Here is a 17,952-nt window from a genome sequence, read left to right as displayed (position 1 = left end):
CCTCGTCGGTTTTTTCTTCTGGTACAGATGTGCTTGCGGCTGCATCAGGAGCTTTGGTTACTCCAGCTTTGAACCTTGGTTTGAAGCCTGTCGGTTTTGGAGCGGAGTTTGTTGCCTCGTCGGTTTTTTCTTCTGGTACAGATGTGCTTGCGGCTGCATCAGGAGCTTTGGTTACTCCAGCTTTGAACCTTGGTTTGAAGCCTGTCGGTATTGAATCAGGAGTGGATTCCGCTGAATCAGTTATTTCCTTTTTGGATGTTGCCTTGACTTCATCTTCTACGGCTGTAGGCGGTGCCTTGAATCGTGGTTTAAAGCCTGCTGGTTTTGTTGCCGCAACACCGGAGGTGTCGGGTGCAATATCAGCGATAACCTGTTTTAGAATAGGTTTTGCAATGACAGTTTCCTCCTCTGCTAGATGGAAACTTTTTCGGAGCTTGTTGAACCAAAACTTTTTGCTGTGGTCAAAACTCTTTTCTCCCATAGCAGAATAATGTGCTTTGAACTCTTCAAATAAAGGTCCATCTGCAGCTTGTAAAGCTTTTAAATCAATTTTCTTTTTTATGAAAAATTCTTCAAAAGTCATCCTGTTATGAGTTTAATATAGTCTATTACAAATGTAGTAATTTTTCTGACGCAGCTGGGAGGCCTAAAATAAAAAAGAGCGACTAGCGCTCTTTTTTATTGTTTTATAGGTTCAATAGCTTAAGCCATGTTATGGTAAACTGCTTGAACATCGTCATCTTCTTCGATTTTATCGATCATCTTCAACACATCAGCAGCTTGTTCTTCCGTAATATCTGAATGCGATAAAGCGATACGTTCCAATTTTGCAGATGTTACTTCAATTCCCTTTTCTTCGAGTAATTTTTGCATATTACCAAAGTCTTCGAAGGAAGTTTGAACGACAGCAATATCATTGCCTTCTTCATCAGCTTCTACGTACAATTCTTCTAAGCCTCCATCGATCAACTCTAATTCAAGCTCTTCTAAGTCCAGTTCCTCTGTTGCAGCAAAGCGGAAAATGGATTTACGATTGAAAATAAAATCCAATGATCCTGTCTTCCCTAATGAACCACCTGCTTTTGTAAAATAGCTACGGATGTTTCCTACGGTGCGGTTGGTGTTATCTGTTGCAGTTTCAATTAAAACAGGTACACCATGAGGGCCATAGCCTTCGTATACATATTCTTCGTAACCTTTTGAATCTTTTTCTGAAGCACGTTTGATTGCGGCTTCGATACGATCCTTGGGCATATTTACTGCCTTGGCATTGTGTATTGCTGTACGAAGTCTCGAGTTGGTTTCAGGGTGAGGGCCGCTTTCTTTAACCGCCATGGCGATTTCTTTACCTAAACGTGTAAATTGAACGGCCATTTTGGCCCAGCGTTTGAATTTCCGCTCTTTTCTGAATTCGAAAGCTCTTCCCATTGTTATATTTTGTTTTTAAGATTTTCAATCATGTCGACTGTCATCTTCTGGATGTCAAATTCCGGCGTCCAGTTCCAGTCTTTTCTCGCATAAGAATCATCTAGACTAGCAGGCCATGAATCGGCAATCTGTTGTCTTGGATCGTTCTCGATGTAAGAGATTGCAAAATTAGGAAGAATTTTTTTAATTTCTTGTGCAAGTTCTTTTGGAGTAAATGTAATACCACCAAGGTTATAACTGTGGCGAATGCTTAGGCTTTCCTTCGGTGCATCCATTAATTCGAGTGTACCACGGATGGCATCTTCCATATATAACATGGGTAATGCTGTGTTTTCAGATAAGAAGCAGGCGTATGTCCCGGTTTTTAATGCTTCATAAAAAATATCGACTGCATAATCCGTTGTGCCACCTCCTGGTTCCGTTTTCCAAGAAATGATGCCCGGATAGCGGACACTGCGAATATCCAGACCGCGGTGTTCCTGATACCATTCAATGAGACGCTCACCTGCAAGTTTGCTGATACCATAAATCGTGTTCGGATCCATTACGCAATATTGTTCGGTATTTGTTTTCGGAGAATGCGGTCCAAAAACAGCGATTGAGCTTGGCCAAAATATCTTTGAAACTTTATAGCTTACGGCTAGATCAAGAACATTCAATAGACCATTCATATTCAATTCCCAAGCCTTCTCAGGGTATTTTTCACCTGTAGCCGAAAGCATGGCAGCTAATAGATATACTTGAGTAGGTTTATATTGTTGAAATAATGTCTCGAGTCCATTTTTGTCAAGGACATTAGCGATTTCGAAATTTTCGTCAGGGCTTTTAATCTGTGGTTCTCTAATGTCAGTGGTTACAACATTCTCTGCACCAAATTTTTTGCGCAAGGCGATAGCTAATTCTGTGCCGATCTGGCCATTTGCACCAATGATAATAATGCTTTCTTTCATTTGTAAGTTTTATTTTATGAAGCTCCTGCTTTCACTATAATGAGTGTCCATGCTCAAGAATATAAATGAATCGCTTCGCTCGTTTCTTCCTATCGATATGATAAGATCTAGCCTGACATAATTTACGTTTCATCATGTAATGAAAAATGAAATTTCAACCATGGCGGTTTATGATGCAAATATAAAGGCTTTTCAGTATCTATCAACTTTGTGGCCTTTTAGGAAGTAGGGAAAAAATGCTAATTTTTAGACTCTTGGGACTGTTTTTATGAGATTTTAAACTGTTTCAATCGTTTGTTCTTTTTTTTTGAATAAGCAGCGAAAATTTTTATTTTTTTTGAATTGCTTTAATCTTGATTTTTAGCAATAGTTATGGGATGCACGGATTTCTTTTTTAGCAATTATGGAGGAAAAATTCTTAATGTTGTGATATTTTTAGCAGAGGGAGTAATATTTTGTTATTTTAATAGTGGAATTAGGGAATATTTTTTAAATTTGAAGAATTCATTCTTCAAGAATCAACTAAAAACAAAATCAAATAACAATTTTATATACACAATTTAAACACAGACAAAAATGAAAGTGGCAGTAGTCGGCGCAACAGGCCTTGTAGGTACTGAGATGCTAACCGTGTTGGCGGCGCGAAATTTCCCAGTAACAGAATTAATTCCAGTAGCTTCAGAGCGTAGTAAGGGTAAGGAAATTGAATTCAAGGGAAAGAAGTATAAGGTGGTTACACCATCTGAGGCTATTGCTTTGAAACCTGATGTTGCGTTATTTTCTGCTGGTGGTGATACCTCGAAAGAATTCGCGCCTAAATTTGCTGAAGCTGGAATTACAGTGATCGACAATTCTTCGGCATGGCGTATGGACCCAACGAAAAAGTTGGTGGTTCCAGAAGTAAATGGCGATGTGTTATCTGCTGAAGACAAGATTATTGCAAACCCGAATTGCTCAACTATACAAATGGTGGTGGCTTTAAAGCCATTACATGATAAATATAAAATCAAACGTGTTGTAGTTTCTACTTACCAATCTGTAACAGGTACTGGTGTTAAGGCCGTTAACCAGTTAATGGATGAACGTGCCGGAAAAGATGGTGAAAAAGCTTATCCTTATCAGATTGATTTGAACGTTATTCCTCATATTGATGTTTTTCAAGAAAATGGATACACGAAAGAGGAAATGAAGATGATTTTGGAAACAAATAAAATCATGCGTGATGATTCTATTAAAGTAACTGCAACGACAGTGCGTATTCCAGTTATGGGAGGACACTCGGAATCATTGAATATCGAATTTGAAAATGACTTTGATTTGAATGATGTACGTGCAGCTTTAGCGGCGCAAAGTGGCTGTATTGTTGTTGACGATCCTGCGTCATTACAATATCCAATGCCAAAGGATGCACACGGCAGAGATGAGGTTTTTGTAGGACGTATCCGTCGTGATGAATCTCAGCCAAATACCCTTAACATGTGGGTAGTAGCGGATAACTTACGTAAAGGTGCTGCAACAAATGCAGTTCAGGTAGCGGAGTTATTGGCCGAAAAAGGATTGATCTAACTCAAGTAGATTCCATAATAAATATGGAGCCCCCACGAATTCGTTCATGGGGGCTCTTTTTGTACTATCATCAAATCACAATTTATATACTTATGATTTGGCCCTTGATACTGGGGCTAGAAATTATGGCGTCAATGTTGTGGGTTGGATAGAAAACTCAATCTTGTCATTCAACGGCGCATAGGCTTCTTTGCTTTGCTCTTCCAGTCGATCTGGAAATAGAATGCCGAAAAGATGATCCGTTTCGTGCTGAAAAATAACAGCAGTAAAACCCTCGATATTTTCTTCGATAACTTTACCTTCTTTATTGATGTATTGTAGGCGGATAGCATAACTCCGTAATACATCCTCTTTACGATTAGGGATAGAAAGACAGCCTTCGGCGCCTTTGCGTTTCAGTTTGGAGCGCCATAAAATTTTAGGATTTACATAAAATTCAAATGGTTGATCTGGTTTGTCAAATCGCTGTACCCAGATTAGATTTTTATTTATACCGATTTGTGGCGCTGCAATGCCTACACCGGGGTGATTGGGATCACGTACAGTCGCGAACATTCTTTTGGAAAGAGACTCAATCAATGGGTCGTTGTATTTGACATCACTGCTTGTAGCTTTTAAAACTTTCAGATCTTTATCGTCTGTTGTTTGCAATACGCGAAGAATTGCATTTTCATCTCCTGATAAAATGATTTTCTTGTCGGCAGCACTGAACTCCTGTCCTGCGTTAAGGTTGACTGGTCTTTCATTCTTTGACTTATGAAATGCTTTTTCTCCGGCCATAATTTTTGTTTCTAAATTGTTCTCAACTGGGGGGACTGGGCAACGGTAGCCATTGCTATAAGCGCAATACGGATTATAGGCTTTGTTAAAGTCTATCTCAACATTGTTTCCTTTAATGTCGTCTGTTGATAAATCAATATACCGGCCCCCACTATAGCTTTCCTGACCATTTGTTAAATCTAAAAATGGTAAAAATAAATGGTTTTTGTATGCTGGATTTTGAAATAATGCGACACTTTGGTAGATATTCAACGTATGTTGTTTTCCATGAAGAGTAAAGGTAATGATGGCGTAGCGTTTGTACTCGTTGCTTGTGCCATCGTAGGTTGGCATCCGAAATACCGGTTCGTCAAACAAAACTTCAATTTTGGCGTTGACTTTATAGCCCGCATCTACGGGAAAGTAATCCAAAAATGCTACTTGATCTGATTTCAATGGGCCATATTGTTCTTTCGCCAATTCAGTGGCTTTTTTTTCACGAAGAGCGGTAATTTGTTGCTCATATTTACTTTGAGCATGTGTACTCAAGCATAAGGCCAAAAGGAAACTGACAATAAGTGTTTTTTTCATTTGTTTAAATATTTATTCTTCCGATTTCGCACAGCCAAATGCCGCATTGCTTTTGATGTTGTTTTGATCAGTGTGCCTATAGGTAAGTCTATAGGCCCGCTATGATCAGATTGAATTCGGTGATCTATTGCCTCAAAAAGCAAGTTAGCTTGTCGTTGTTAAATAGTCTATCAAAGTTATAGTTTTTTTTGATTAAAAGATCAAAATTAAAAGATCAAAAACGAGAAGAGAATGTATTAGAAAGCGGAGTCCAATTGAAATATTAAATCTTCCTGTGTAATACTCAGGACTACTTTGTATTTTTGTAAAAAATATATATCCATGAGATTGATGGCCTTTGATTACGGTACAAAACGAATAGGGGTTGCGGTGACCGATCCAATGCAAATTATCGCTACAGCATTGACGACAGTACATCCGCAGGATATCTGGACATACTTAGCTGATTATTTACAGACAGAACAGGTGGAAACGTTTGTTGTAGGCAAGCCACGGCAGCTGGATGGGACAGATTCGGAATCCGCACAGCATGTTGTCGGTTTTATTCGGAAACTGAAGAAGACTTATCCCGCAATTGCTGTCGCCGAAATAGATGAGCGTTTTACTTCTAAAATGGCTTCTGCAGCGATTGCACAAAGTGGGAAAAAAAAGAAGGACCGTCAACAAAAAGGACTAATTGATACCGTGTCTGCAACGATCATTTTGCAAAGCTACATGGATAGCCGTAATTTTTAGATACACAACGACTGATAAGTCAAACAAAAATGAATAAAAAATAGAAGGATGAAGAGCATATTATTTTTTACCGAGGATACGGATTTCAAATTAAAAGAAAAGGGAAAGATTCGTCAATGGATTGCTGATGCCATCAAATCCGAAGGATTTAAACGTGTAGGCGAATTGAGTTTTATCCTTTGCTCGGATGCTTACTTACTTGAAATCAATAAGCAGTATTTAAATCACGATACCTATACTGATATCGTTACTTTTGATTCTTCCGAATATGATGACACCATCGCTGGTGATATTTTTATCAGCGTGGAACGTATTCAGGAGAATGCCGAAAAATTTAAGGTTGATGTGCGTGACGAGCTTCATCGGATTATCATTCATGGTGTAATGCACCTGTGTGGCTATCCGGATAAAAAGCCGGCAGATAAAGCAAAGATGACCGCCAAGGAGGATGAATATCTAGGTCAAAGAAACTTTTAACATACTCCTTCGTGCTGTCGTTAGGGCCGACGGTTCGGTGAACCGGTTGAAGGTTCTATTTTACTCGAGAGTGAGAAGGAAACAACATAAAAAAAGCGCTTTACAATTTGTAAAGCGCTTTTTTTATGTTGTTTCTAACGACTAGAATCTTTCAAATTGAGAGAAGAAGAAGTTTCCTTCGATAGCAGCATTCTCATCTGAATCCGATCCATGGATAGCGTTTGCGTCAATAGATTTAGCATATTTGTTACGGATTGTACCTTCCGTTGCATCAGCAGGATTAGTCGCGCCGATCAATGTACGGAAATCTTCAACAGCATTATCTTTTTCCAAGATTGCAGCAACAATAGGACCTGAAGTCATAAATTTTACCAACTCACCATAGAAAGGACGCTCTTTGTGTACTGCATAGAATGCACCAGCTGTCTCTTGAGAAAGTTGGATGTATTTCATTGCAATGATTTTAAAACCACCAGCAATGATATCGTTTAAGATTGCACCGATGTGACCGTTCGCTACTGCGTCAGGTTTGATCATCGTAAAAGTTCTGTTAGTTGCCATTATTTTAATTTTTTTGCAAAATTAGATAAATTGCTTTTCATATGCAATATCATTACGCTTCATATAGACACAATTATTGATAAGCCAACTGGCTGATGTGATCCTTATCGCTAAATCTTATACGCCTCGAAAATATGGTTATATTGAAATAGACGTTTCGCATGCTCCTAATCAGCTGTTTTTTCTCGGTATGTAACAAGGCTTTGTATGTGACCGTTACTAGAAAAGTAATAAAACAATTTATCTAAGTTCAATACGAATATGTAACTTTGTGATATTATGGCATTAAATCTAACAGTAGACATCGATAAAGATTCAGGCTTTTGCTTTGGAGTGGTATACGCTATTGATATGGCGGAGGAGATCTTGGCGGAAGAGGGGTATCTTTATTGTTTGGGAGATATTGTTCATAATGATGAGGAAGTTGCTCGATTGAAAGCAAAAGGCTTACGGATTATCGACCATGCTGCTCTGCCAACGTTGAGCAATGAAAAGGTATTGATCCGTGCCCACGGTGAAGCGCCCGAAACCTATCGCATTGCTTTGGAAAATAACATTACCTTGATAGATGCCTCTTGTCCAGTGGTGCTTAAATTGCAGAACCGTATAAAAACCTCGTTCGATCAAAAGGACAAAATTTTAATCTTCGGGAAGCATGGGCATGCTGAAGTGATCGGTTTGCAGGGGCAGACAAATAATGAAGCCTTGGTTTTTCAGGATATTTCCGAATTGGATCAGGTCGAATTGCCGGCCTCATTTACCCTATATAGCCAAACAACAAAAAGTGTAGATAAATTTTATGCTATCAAAGACGAACTAATCAAGCGCGGGTATGAAGTGAAGGCCAATGATACCATCTGTCGACAGGTTTCCAATCGATACGAAGATCTTGGTGCTTTCGCCAGACAATACGATAAAATCGTCTTTGTATCGGGTAAGAAATCCTCCAATGGAAAGGTATTGTTTGAAGTTTGTCAAAACGCCAATCCCGCTAGTTATTTTATTTCTGATCCAGCTGAGTTAGATGCATCGGTCTTTGCCGAAAATGACCGCATTGGTATCTGTGGTGCTACTTCAACGCCAATGTGGTTGATGAAAGACGTAAAAGCAAGTTTAGAAGCATTATAAGCACAATTACCCGTCACAGATATTTCATAATTCCGCGGTTTAGATCCCGAGTGCATTCTTTTTTGCGTAGCTTTGTAAGCTATGAGCAATAAAGGCAAAAAAGGTATTCTTTTAGTACAATTGGGTACACCTGATAGTCCCACTACTCCAGATGTAAAAAAGTATTTAACGGAGTTCTTAATGGATCCACGTGTCATTGATATTCCTTATTTTCAACGAACCTTATTGGTAAAGGGAATCATTGCACGTACACGTGCTCCCAAATCTGCAAAAGTTTACGAAACGATCTGGGATAAAGAAACGGGATCACCTTTGATGCATTACAGTATTTTGCAACGTGATCTGCTTCAAGAGGCATTGGGTGAAGAATATCATGTCGAATTAGCGATGCGTTACCAAAACCCATCGATTGAGGCTGCATTGAAAAATATGGAAGGTCTATTTTTGGAGTCCATTCGCGTAATCCCTTTATTTCCACAGTACGCTTCAGCAACATCGGGCTCGGTCATTGATCGTGTCATGGAGCTAATCCGCAAATGGAATTATCTACCAGAAATCAGTTTCGTAAGCAATTTCTGTACAGACGATTTGATGGCAGAAACTTATGCAGATCATGCCCGCAGGCACGATTTGGGAAGTTTTGACCATTTTGTCTTTAGCTATCATGGCCTTCCTGTGCGACAGCTTGGCAAAGTGGATCCGACAGGTCAGCTCAAATGCCCTGAATCAGGCTGTGATTCCTGTAAAACGACAGCCAATTCATACTGCTATCTCTCGCAATGTTATGCAACAACACGGACGATAGCTGCAAAACTTGGGTTAAAAAAAGAACAATATTCGCTTTGCTTTCAATCCCGGTTAGGTAAAGAGCCCTGGATACAGCCATATACCTCGGATTTGTTGCACGACCTTGCCGCGAAAGGTTATAAGAAGTTATTAATTTTCAGTCCTGCTTTTGTGGCGGATTGTATCGAGACCATTGATGAAATTGGCGTGGAATATGCTAATGAATTTAAGCACTTAGGTGGAGAAGAGGTTTGTTTGGTAGAAAGTCTTAACGATGATCCCAAATGGATCGAGTCTTTAAAACAATTGGCACTCAATGCCAAAAACTAAAATAGGTAAAAGATGTTGTTCGTAAACGCGTGTGTATTACTCATATTGGATTTTTATATTTTCTTTGCGCTCCGTGCAACGAAGATCAAATTTCCCAAAACAAAATTATTTTCCATCCTCTGGTGGTCTTATTCTGTTTTACTACTATTAGGGGTTTTTATCTCAGCACAATATAGTATTCCTTTAATCGTACGGTCGGTTATTTTAGTCGCCTTTTTTCTGACTGCCGCATCAAAGATATTTTTCTTTTTGATTTTGTTAATTGATGATATCCGACGCGGTGGTGTATGGTTAAAACGTCTATTTACAAAAAAGAGATCTATTGAAGACCTAGTTGAAGATGCCGGAGACCCTTTACCGGAAAATCCGGTGAAAGGGATTAGCCGATCCGAGTTTTTGACCAAAGCTGGTATTCTGGTCGGTGCCTCACCCTTGATACCATTGAGCTGGGGTATTATTTCAGGAGCCTACGACTATCGTGTAAGGAGAGTACCGTTGTATTTGCCAAATTTGCCCAAAGCATTTCATGGAATGACCATCGCGCAGATTTCAGATGTGCACTCGGGATCTTTCTACAATAAAAAGGCTGTCAACGGTGGTATTGATATGCTTTTAAAGGAAAAGGCTGATGTGACATTTTTTACCGGTGATATTGTGAATGCCCAAGCTTCTGAAATGCGCGGTTATCAAGATATTTTTGCTCGTGTGAAATCTGATTTAGGTGTGTTTTCTACATTAGGTAACCATGACTATGGTGACTATTATTATGGTAAAGAAGATTCTCCTGCTAAACGCAAGAACCTCAAGGATGTGATCGATGTTCATAAAATCATGGGCTGGGATCTGTTAATGGATGAAAATCGCAAGATTAAGGTCGACGGTGAAGAGCTTTGTATTGTCGGGGTTCAGAATTGGGGCACAGGCCGTTTTCCGAAACATGGTGATATCAAGAAAGCTTTAATGGGTACCGAAGAGCAGCCTGTCAAGTTGCTGTTATCTCACGACCCGTCGCATTGGCGGGCTCAGGTATTGGATACCGACGTGGATGTGATGTTTGCCGGACATACACACGGTATGCAATTTGGCGTAAGATCCGAGATGTTGCAATGGAGTCCAGTACAATATATCTATAAGGAATGGGCAGGGCTATATCGTGAACAACAGAACAAACGATTATATGTTAATGTCGGCTATGGTTTTTTGGGTTATCCGGGACGCGTTGGAATTCTGCCTGAAATTACCATATTCGAATTGCTAAAAGCGCAAGACCCAAAGTTTAAAGCCTAAAAAATCCCCTTTGACTTTTGAGTTAATATAGCTATAATTGTGTATTCTGTACACCAGTTATACATAACATGCAATCAACTTTAAACTTTGGGGACTCTCCCCACACACGTGTTAATATTCTTACCGGGGAAAAAGTACTTGTGTCTCCGCATCGTAGTAAAAGACCATGGCAAGGGCAAGTGGAGGATCTTCCCGGGGATAATAGACCGGAATATGATCCACAATGCTATTTGTGTCCGACAAATAAACGAGCAGACGGTGATATCAATCCAGATTATAAAGAAAGTTTTGTCTTCGTGAACGATTTCTCGGCTTTATTAAAAGATACAAGCCAGCAAGAATTTAATGAGGATGAATTATTTGTCGCAGAGACCGAAAGAGGGATCTGTAAGGTAATTGCATTCACTCCACGCCACGATCTTACACTACCCGAAATGGATCAGGCCGCAATCAAATCAGTGATTGATCTTTGGCAGAAGGAATTTGTTGAACTGTCCAAGGTTGACTGGATCAAATACATTCAAATTTTCGAAAATAAAGGTGCGATCATGGGCTGTAGTAATCCACATCCCCACGGACAGATCTGGTCACAAAATCATTTGCCTGTAGAAATCCAAAAAGAATGCGTTCAACAACAGCAATATTTCAATAAATATCAACGTACAATCCTATCAGATTATGTTAAAGCAGAGTTGAGAAAAGAGGAGCGCATTATTGACGAAAATGATTCTTTTGTTTCTCTAGTCCCTTTTTGGGCTGCCTGGCCTTACGAAACGATGATTGTCAGCAAACGATCTATCCAAAACATTGCTGGGTTTGACGAAAAGGAAAAGACGGATTTTGCCGCTATCCTCAAGTTGCTGACAACGCGTTATGACAATCTCTTCAAAACATCCTTCCCCTATTCTGCAGGAATGCATCAAGCGCCGGTAAATGATGGAGACCACCCGGAGTGGCACTGGCATATGCACTTTTATCCGCCACTGTTACGTTCTGCTACTGTTAAAAAGTTTATGGTAGGTTATGAGATGCTAGCAAATCCACAACGTGATATCACACCGGAAGTTGCCGCAGAACAGTTGCGAAATTGTTCGACAGTACATTATAAAGCTAAATAAGATGATAACAAAAGATACAATTGTAAATAAATTTAAAGAACTCTACCAGGAGGAACCTCTTGTCGTTACTTCCCCCGGACGGATTAATATTATTGGAGAACATACGGATTATAACGATGGATTTGTATTGCCTGCCGCAATTGACAAAGCAATATACGTTGCTGTAAGTAAGCGATCGGATGATAACATTGTGCTTTATGCGGAAGATTATAAAGAGCGTCATGAGGTAAAACTAGCAGATATTGCAATCTCAGAAAAACATTGGCCAAACTATATTCTCGGGGTAGTTGATCAGTATCAGAAACGTGGGGCAACGCTAGGTGGATTCAACCTGTATATCGATGGCGATGTGCCATTGGGAGCCGGATTATCGTCTTCAGCAGCCGTTGAATGTGCCGTTACCTTAGCACTCAGCGAATTGTTCGATTTGCAGGTCGAACGACTTGAGATTCCACAGATTGCACAAAAGGCCGAACATACCTATGCTGGTGTGATGTGTGGTATCATGGATCAGTTTGCTTCAGCCTTTGGTAAAGAGAAAAATGTCATCAAACTGGATTGCCGTACTTTGGGTTTCGAGTATGTTCCACTTGATCTTAAGGGTTATGAAGTTGTGTTATTGAATACAAACGTAAAACACTCATTAGCTTCTACAGCTTACAATACACGTCGTGAACAATGCGAACAGGCGTCTGCATGGGTACAGGAAAAATACCCGGAAGTCAAGAACCTGCGTGATGTAACCATAGCGATGCTTGATGAATTGGTGAAAGATAAAGATGCCGATATTTATGCGAAAGCTAGCTTTGTGGTCCGTGAGAATGAACGCGTAGAGAAATCGTGTGATGCACTACGTTCAGGAGATGTTGTTCAGCTTGGACAGTATATTTTTCAGAGCCATGAGGGATTAAGTAAAGTGTATGAAGTCAGTTGTCCGGAACTGGATTATTTAGTGGATTACGTCAAGCAATTTCCTGAGGTGATCGGTGCCCGAATGATGGGTGGCGGTTTCGGTGGCTGTACAATCAATATCGTCAAAGAAGGTGTATTACCTTCAATTTTGCCAACACTCGAAAAAGAATACAAACAGAAATTTGATAAAGAACTTTCGGTTATTCAGGTCAGGATTGCCGATGGTACCCGCGTACTTTCATAAGACATAGGTACAGTAAGGGGAATAACATGAACATGTTATTCCCCTTATTTTTTGTCTTTTTTGATAACGACTTACCACACAAGTCCTAGTTAAGCTGGTCTAATGCCTGTTTTAAGTCGGCGATTAGATCATCGGCATGCTCAATTCCAACAGAGATGCGCAACATGCCTAGCGTGATTCCGGAAGCTTCTTTCTGTTCCTTCGTATGATGACCGCCCCACATACTCGCGGGGTGTACAATAAGCGATTCGACCCCTCCCAAACTGGCTGCATTGATAAATATATGCAGCCCATTGATGAGTTTCTGCGCATTTAAAAATGCCTCTTCTTCATCTTTACCATTGACATCGATGCAAAGCATACCCGAGAAACCGTTCATTTGTTGGGCTGCGAGCTCATGTTGTGGATGATTGGGTAATCCAGGATAACTGACTTTTTTGATTTTTGGATGTTGATCCAGAAATTCGGCCAGCTTCAGCGCATTTATATTGATCTGTTTGACGCGTAGACTTAATGTTTTCAATCCCCGTAATAGTAACCAAGAATCAAGCGGTGCGAGTGATGCTCCCAAAGCGACGGATCGTTTCCATACGCTGGCGATATAGTTCTGCGTACCGCAGACGATACCTGCAGTGAGGTCGCTGTGTCCGCCCAAATATTTCGTGGCGCTGTGAACAACGACGTCTATTCCAAAATCTGTGGGGGTTTGGTTGATAGGGGACGCAAATGTATTATCAACCATGCTCTGGATTCCATGCTGTTTGGCAAGCTCTCCGAGTGCTTTTAAATCGCTAATGTTGAGATTTGGATTCGATGGAGTCTCTATATAAATCAGCTTGGTATTTGCCTGAATAGCTTTTTCAAACGCTGAAACATCTGTTTGATCCACAGCCGTAACCGTGATGCCATAATCCGTTAGGAACTCTTTAAAGAAAATAGCTGTTCCGGAATAATGTGCATGTTGGGCGACAATATGATCGCCCGATTTAACGATGGCCAATATGGCTGTACTGATCGCTGCCATACCTGTTGCAAATACAAGTGCATCCTCCGTTTTTTCCAATTTTGCTAGGATGGACGCTACTTGGCTATTCGTCGGGTTGCCATGACGATGATAAAAATAAGGGTGTTTCGGTTCGGTAGCAGCCTTGATGTATTCCGTTGGGTCAGGATCTGCAATGTATGTGGATGTCTGATAGATTGGAGTAGTTACTGCAGATGTCTGGTTGAATTGCTGTCCTTCATGGACGAGTATCGTTTCGGTATTGGTAGCCATACTAATAATATTGATTGATGCTTGTATTGCCTTAAGTATCCATAACTCGATCTTGTCGAATCTTTGATCGTAAGGAACCCTTAGCTCGTTTGAAAGCACTGTTGGTGCTAACAGCTCGAAGAAGGTTTGTCTTGTATATCAAATATAAATAAAATCTACTCAATATGTAGATTTTATTTATATCGGATGCATCAATATGTCTTACAGCATTTCTTTCAGAAGGCTCAACGCATAACCAATGGTATTCACATTGTTTAACGCTAAACGAAGCTGGCCTTTGACTTCTTTGAGGTTGCTGATCTCCGGATGGCTTTGTACAAAGGACAGTACTCGGCCGAATTGATCAGATTCAAAGTAGCTCGACTTGGGGTTATTGACAAAATAACCTTTCAGTGTATGCTTTTTATACGCTATTTTTTCGAATCCGATCGTTTTGCCAAACCACTGTAAACGGAGTGTATTGAATAATTCAAATACTTCTCGTGGGATAGGGCCAAAGCGATCTTCAAGTTCTTTTTCAAACGCTGCCAATTGCTGCTCGTTTTCCAATTTGGATAGTTCAGTATACAAATTATACCGTTCCGTAATATTGGTTACATATTCATCAGGGATCAATACCTCAAGGTCGGTGTCAATCTGCGTAAAGGACACATATTTTCGTTCTTTCTCGTCAGCGAATACTGCTGAGAACTCATCCTCTTTCAGTTCCTGAATAGCTTCGTCCAAGATTTTATGATACATCTCGAAACCGATCTCTGCAATAAATCCCGACTGTTCGCCACCTAATAGGTTTCCCGAGCCACGTATATCCAAATCGCGCATGGCAACATTAAATCCAGAGCCCAGTTCAGAAAATTCTTCTATAGCAGAAAGTCGTTTATAGGCCTCCGGTGTTAAAGTCGATAATGGCGGACTCAGTAAATAACAGAAAGCCTTTTTATTGGAGCGACCGACCCGGCCCCGCATTTGGTGCAGGTCACTTAGTCCGAACATATGTGCATGATTAATAATAATCGTATTCGCGTTTGGAATATCAAGACCTGCTTCAATAATCGTTGTTGCGATTAAGACATCGAAATCGTGATTGATAAACTTAAGCATCACATCCTCGAGCTCATCACCTTCAAGTTGGCCATGTGCAACACCGACGCGGGCTCCTGGAACCAGCTTACGGATCAAATTGCCCAGCTGCGGAAGATCTGCAACACGATTATGGATAAAGAATACCTGTCCACCACGATCAAGTTCGTAACTGACGGCCTCCCCGATCAGTGTTTCATTGAAAACGTGGAGTTCGGTCTGTACAGGCTGACGGTTGGGTGGGGGAGTCGAAATGATACTCAGATCGCGGGCCCCCATTAATGAAAAGTGCAATGTTCTTGGAATTGGCGTTGCTGTCAATGTCAGCGAGTCTACATTCGCACGCATGACTTTCAATTTTTCCTTTACGGTAACGCCAAACTTTTGTTCCTCATCAATGATCATTAGGCCAAGATCTTTGAATTTGACATCTTTGCTAACAAGGCGGTGGGTGCCAATGATAATGTCTATTTTCCCTTCGGCAAGCCTTGCTAACGTATCTTTAATCTGCTTAGGTGTCTTGAAACGGTTGATATAGTCGATCGTGCATGGGAGCCCCTTTAGTCGTTCCGAAAAAGTCCGATAATGCTGTAGCGCAAGAATTGTCGTCGGTACAAGCACGGCAACCTGTTTACTGTCTGCTACGGCTTTGAAAGCCGCACGGATAGCGATCTCCGTTTTTCCGAAACCAACATCCCCACAGACCAATCGATCCATTGGATGTGGAGACTCCATATCTTTTTTTACATCGGCAGTAGCTTTTTCCTGATCGGGGGTATCTTCGTAGATAAAGGAAGCCTCCAGTTCATTCTGTAGGTAACTATCCGGTGAGAAAGCATTTCCATGCTGGGCCTTTCGTTTGGCATAAAGCATGATCAGGTCGCGCGCAATATCCTTGACTTTTTTCTTGGTCGTCTTCTTGAGTTTGTCCCAGGCGTCGGTACCCAATTTATTCATTTTGGGAACAGTACCCTCTTTGCCGGAATATTTGGAAATGCGGTTTAAGGAGTTGATGTTCACATACAAAAGGTCATTGTCCGCATAGATCAAGCGGATCATTTCCTGGGACTTACCGTTGACGTCCACTTTTTCCAAACCACCGTAGCGGCCGACACCATGGTCAATGTGGGTAATGAAATCGCCCGGTTTAAGATCCCGTAGATCTTTGAGTGTAATTGCCTGTGAGCGCTCGTAAGCCTTCTTACGTTTATATTTATAATAGCGGTCAAATATTTGGTGATCCGTGTAACAGGCCAACTTTAAACTGTCGTCTCTAAAACCTTCCCGTAAAGCTTTATGAATCGGAATGAAGGTCGCCGATTTATCAAGATCTTCTAGAATCGTATAGATACGTTCTACCTGTTTGGTTGAATCTGAAAAGATCAGATTCTGGATCCGCTGGCTCTCATTCTCTTTGAAATTATGGATTAAGAGATTAAAATCCTTATTGAACGAAGGTTGCGGGTGGATATCGAACTTGAGTGTTACCTCAGCTTTATAAAAGAACTGTTTACCGAATTCGATGATTGGGAACTCAAAGAATAAGGCATTGAGATTCTTCTCATCTGTAAACTCATAGGCTGGGTTATGCCATTCGGGATTGTCTTTTTTCTGCTTATCTGTTAGTCCCGCCCATAATTTTTCCGCCTTCTTTAACCCATCTTTTACAATATCTAATGTAAATTGAGCGTCTTTGATCCAGATCGTAGCGTCCTGATCTACATATTCCAATAAGGAAATGTGTTGAGATGTTAGGAATTTCGCTTGGACATTTGGTACAATGGTTACTTTATGGATTTTTTTGACAGACAGCTGGGACTCAATGTCAAATGTACGTATGCTTTCGATGTCATCGCCAAAGAATTCAATACGGTATGGGAGGTCATTCGAAAAAGAAAAGATATCTACAATGCCACCGCGTATCGCAAATTGCCCAGGTTCATACACAAAGTCGACACGTTCGAAATCATATTCGATCAAAAATTCGTTGATGAAATCAATACTTAGAGCGGTGTTTTCTGTTATTTCCAACGTATTTTTATCCAGGTCGTTGCGGTTGATCACTTTCTCAGCAATAGCCTCCGGATAAGTCACAACCATTTTCGGTAATTCCGAAGTATGGTTGAGTGAACTTAAAGTCTCCGCGCGTTGCAATACATTGGCAGAGTCAGTTTGTGTAAAATCAAAAGCTTTGCGATAAGACGAAGGGAAAAAAAGAACCTGCTTATCCAACAGGCTTTCCAGATCACTTAAGAAATAAGAAGCGTCCTCATGAGTCGGTAAGATAAAGACCATTGGACGTTCCTGTAAGTTGTAAGAAGATACGGCTATGAACGCATCCGAAGATCCAATAAGCCCTTTCAGCTGAATCTTTGGGTTTTTGGATTGTATAGCCTTGGTGAGCGACTGGACAGATTCGCTTTGGCTGTATTTTTCTAATATTTCTTGAATTCCCACGAGCAAAAATTTCGAATAATTGCGAATTTAACGAAATAGTATCAAGTATTGGGTATGAAGTACTAAATTTTTTGGTAAAAAAATGGCTGAATCCCTCGTTAAGAAGGGCATGACTTTGGGGAGCTCAAAAAGCTATAACAGATTGATCTGTGCAGGATTTTATTTCGCGAGGTAAAAGGTGTAGGCAAAAGCGAGCAACACCAACAATGTGGCCAAGTAAATTAATTTATATTGCTCGTAAGCTGTAACATGAAAGGATCCAATTTT

Annotated in this window: 15 protein-coding genes; 8 read left to right on the top strand and 7 right to left on the bottom strand. The window is 40.5% G+C overall.

Features of this window, described 5'->3' with window-relative positions; genetic code table 11:
* The 3 genes from M2419_RS18170 to M2419_RS18160 all read right to left on the bottom strand — a co-directional run.
* A partial coding sequence (locus M2419_RS18170; protein WP_259255492.1) for a hypothetical protein occupies positions 1-583 on the bottom strand: 583 nt, incomplete at its 3' end.
* A gap of 119 nt (positions 584-702) precedes the next feature.
* On the bottom strand, positions 703-1,428 hold the full coding sequence (locus M2419_RS18165) for a YebC/PmpR family DNA-binding transcriptional regulator (protein WP_153844434.1): 726 nt from the start codon (positions 1,426-1,428) through the stop codon (positions 703-705).
* A 2-nt stretch (positions 1,429-1,430) separates the two neighbouring features.
* A complete protein-coding gene (locus M2419_RS18160; protein ID WP_046671586.1) occupies positions 1,431-2,378 on the bottom strand; it encodes an NAD-dependent epimerase/dehydratase family protein in 948 nt (315 codons plus the stop codon).
* 576 nt (positions 2,379-2,954) lie between these two features.
* Between M2419_RS18160 and M2419_RS18155 the strand changes: the two genes are divergently transcribed.
* Entirely contained in the window at positions 2,955-3,944 is a 990-nt protein-coding gene (locus M2419_RS18155) for an aspartate-semialdehyde dehydrogenase (protein WP_088163260.1), read from the top strand.
* A gap of 123 nt (positions 3,945-4,067) precedes the next feature.
* Here M2419_RS18155 and def read toward each other — a convergent pair whose 3' ends face one another.
* A complete protein-coding gene (gene def, locus M2419_RS18150; RefSeq protein ID WP_153844433.1) occupies positions 4,068-5,294 on the bottom strand; it encodes a peptide deformylase in 1,227 nt (408 codons plus the stop codon).
* A gap of 321 nt (positions 5,295-5,615) precedes the next feature.
* Here def and ruvX point away from each other — a divergent pair, with 321 nt between their 5' ends.
* Together ruvX and ybeY are read left to right on the top strand one after the other, a co-directional pair.
* Positions 5,616-6,029, top strand: a complete 414-nt coding sequence (gene ruvX, locus M2419_RS18145; RefSeq protein ID WP_046671589.1) for a Holliday junction resolvase RuvX — start codon at positions 5,616-5,618, stop codon at positions 6,027-6,029.
* Positions 6,030-6,077: 48 nt separating this feature from the next.
* Complete coding sequence (gene ybeY, locus M2419_RS18140) at positions 6,078-6,506, top strand: rRNA maturation RNase YbeY (protein ID WP_153844432.1); 429 nt, start codon at positions 6,078-6,080, stop codon at positions 6,504-6,506.
* A gap of 141 nt (positions 6,507-6,647) precedes the next feature.
* On the opposite strand, the gene M2419_RS18135 is transcribed toward ybeY, so the two are convergent.
* Positions 6,648-7,067, bottom strand: a complete 420-nt coding sequence (locus M2419_RS18135) for a nucleoside-diphosphate kinase (RefSeq protein ID WP_259255490.1) — start codon at positions 7,065-7,067, stop codon at positions 6,648-6,650.
* Between the two features lie 279 nt (positions 7,068-7,346).
* On the opposite strand from M2419_RS18135, the gene M2419_RS18130 reads away from it, so the two are divergent.
* The 5 genes from M2419_RS18130 (at position 7,347) to galK (ending at position 12,872) form a co-directional block, all read left to right on the top strand.
* Positions 7,347-8,195, top strand: a complete 849-nt coding sequence (locus tag M2419_RS18130; RefSeq protein WP_153844431.1) for a 4-hydroxy-3-methylbut-2-enyl diphosphate reductase — start codon at positions 7,347-7,349, stop codon at positions 8,193-8,195.
* 81 nt (positions 8,196-8,276) lie between these two features.
* Positions 8,277-9,311, top strand: coding sequence for a ferrochelatase (gene hemH, locus M2419_RS18125; protein ID WP_259255489.1), 1,035 nt, complete (start codon positions 8,277-8,279; stop codon positions 9,309-9,311).
* 12 nt (positions 9,312-9,323) lie between these two features.
* Positions 9,324-10,598 (top strand): metallophosphoesterase, encoded by a 1,275-nt coding sequence (locus tag M2419_RS18120; RefSeq protein ID WP_159727492.1) that lies wholly within the window; start codon positions 9,324-9,326, stop codon positions 10,596-10,598.
* Between the two features lie 68 nt (positions 10,599-10,666).
* A complete protein-coding gene (locus M2419_RS18115) occupies positions 10,667-11,716 on the top strand; it encodes a UDP-glucose--hexose-1-phosphate uridylyltransferase (protein WP_153844430.1) in 1,050 nt (349 codons plus the stop codon).
* A 1-nt stretch (position 11,717) separates the two neighbouring features.
* Complete coding sequence (galK, locus tag M2419_RS18110) at positions 11,718-12,872, top strand: galactokinase (protein WP_153844429.1); 1,155 nt, start codon at positions 11,718-11,720, stop codon at positions 12,870-12,872.
* A gap of 85 nt (positions 12,873-12,957) precedes the next feature.
* On the opposite strand, the gene M2419_RS18105 is transcribed toward galK, so the two are convergent.
* Together M2419_RS18105 and mfd are read right to left on the bottom strand one after the other, a co-directional pair.
* Entirely contained in the window at positions 12,958-14,148 is a 1,191-nt protein-coding gene (locus M2419_RS18105) for a PLP-dependent aspartate aminotransferase family protein (RefSeq protein ID WP_259255488.1), read from the bottom strand.
* Between the two features lie 201 nt (positions 14,149-14,349).
* Positions 14,350-17,685 carry a transcription-repair coupling factor gene (gene mfd, locus M2419_RS18100; RefSeq protein WP_153844427.1) on the bottom strand — a complete coding sequence of 1,112 codons (3,336 nt, stop codon included), beginning with the start codon at positions 17,683-17,685 and terminating at the stop codon, positions 14,350-14,352.
* Positions 17,686-17,952: the final 267 nt, after the last annotated feature.

The organism is Sphingobacterium sp. BIGb0116, from assembly GCF_024808035.1.
GTDB classification, from domain to species: domain Bacteria; phylum Bacteroidota; class Bacteroidia; order Sphingobacteriales; family Sphingobacteriaceae; genus Sphingobacterium; species Sphingobacterium paramultivorum.
Note: the sequence above shows the minus strand (reverse complement) of the source record. Positions and strands in the feature narration are given on the sequence as shown.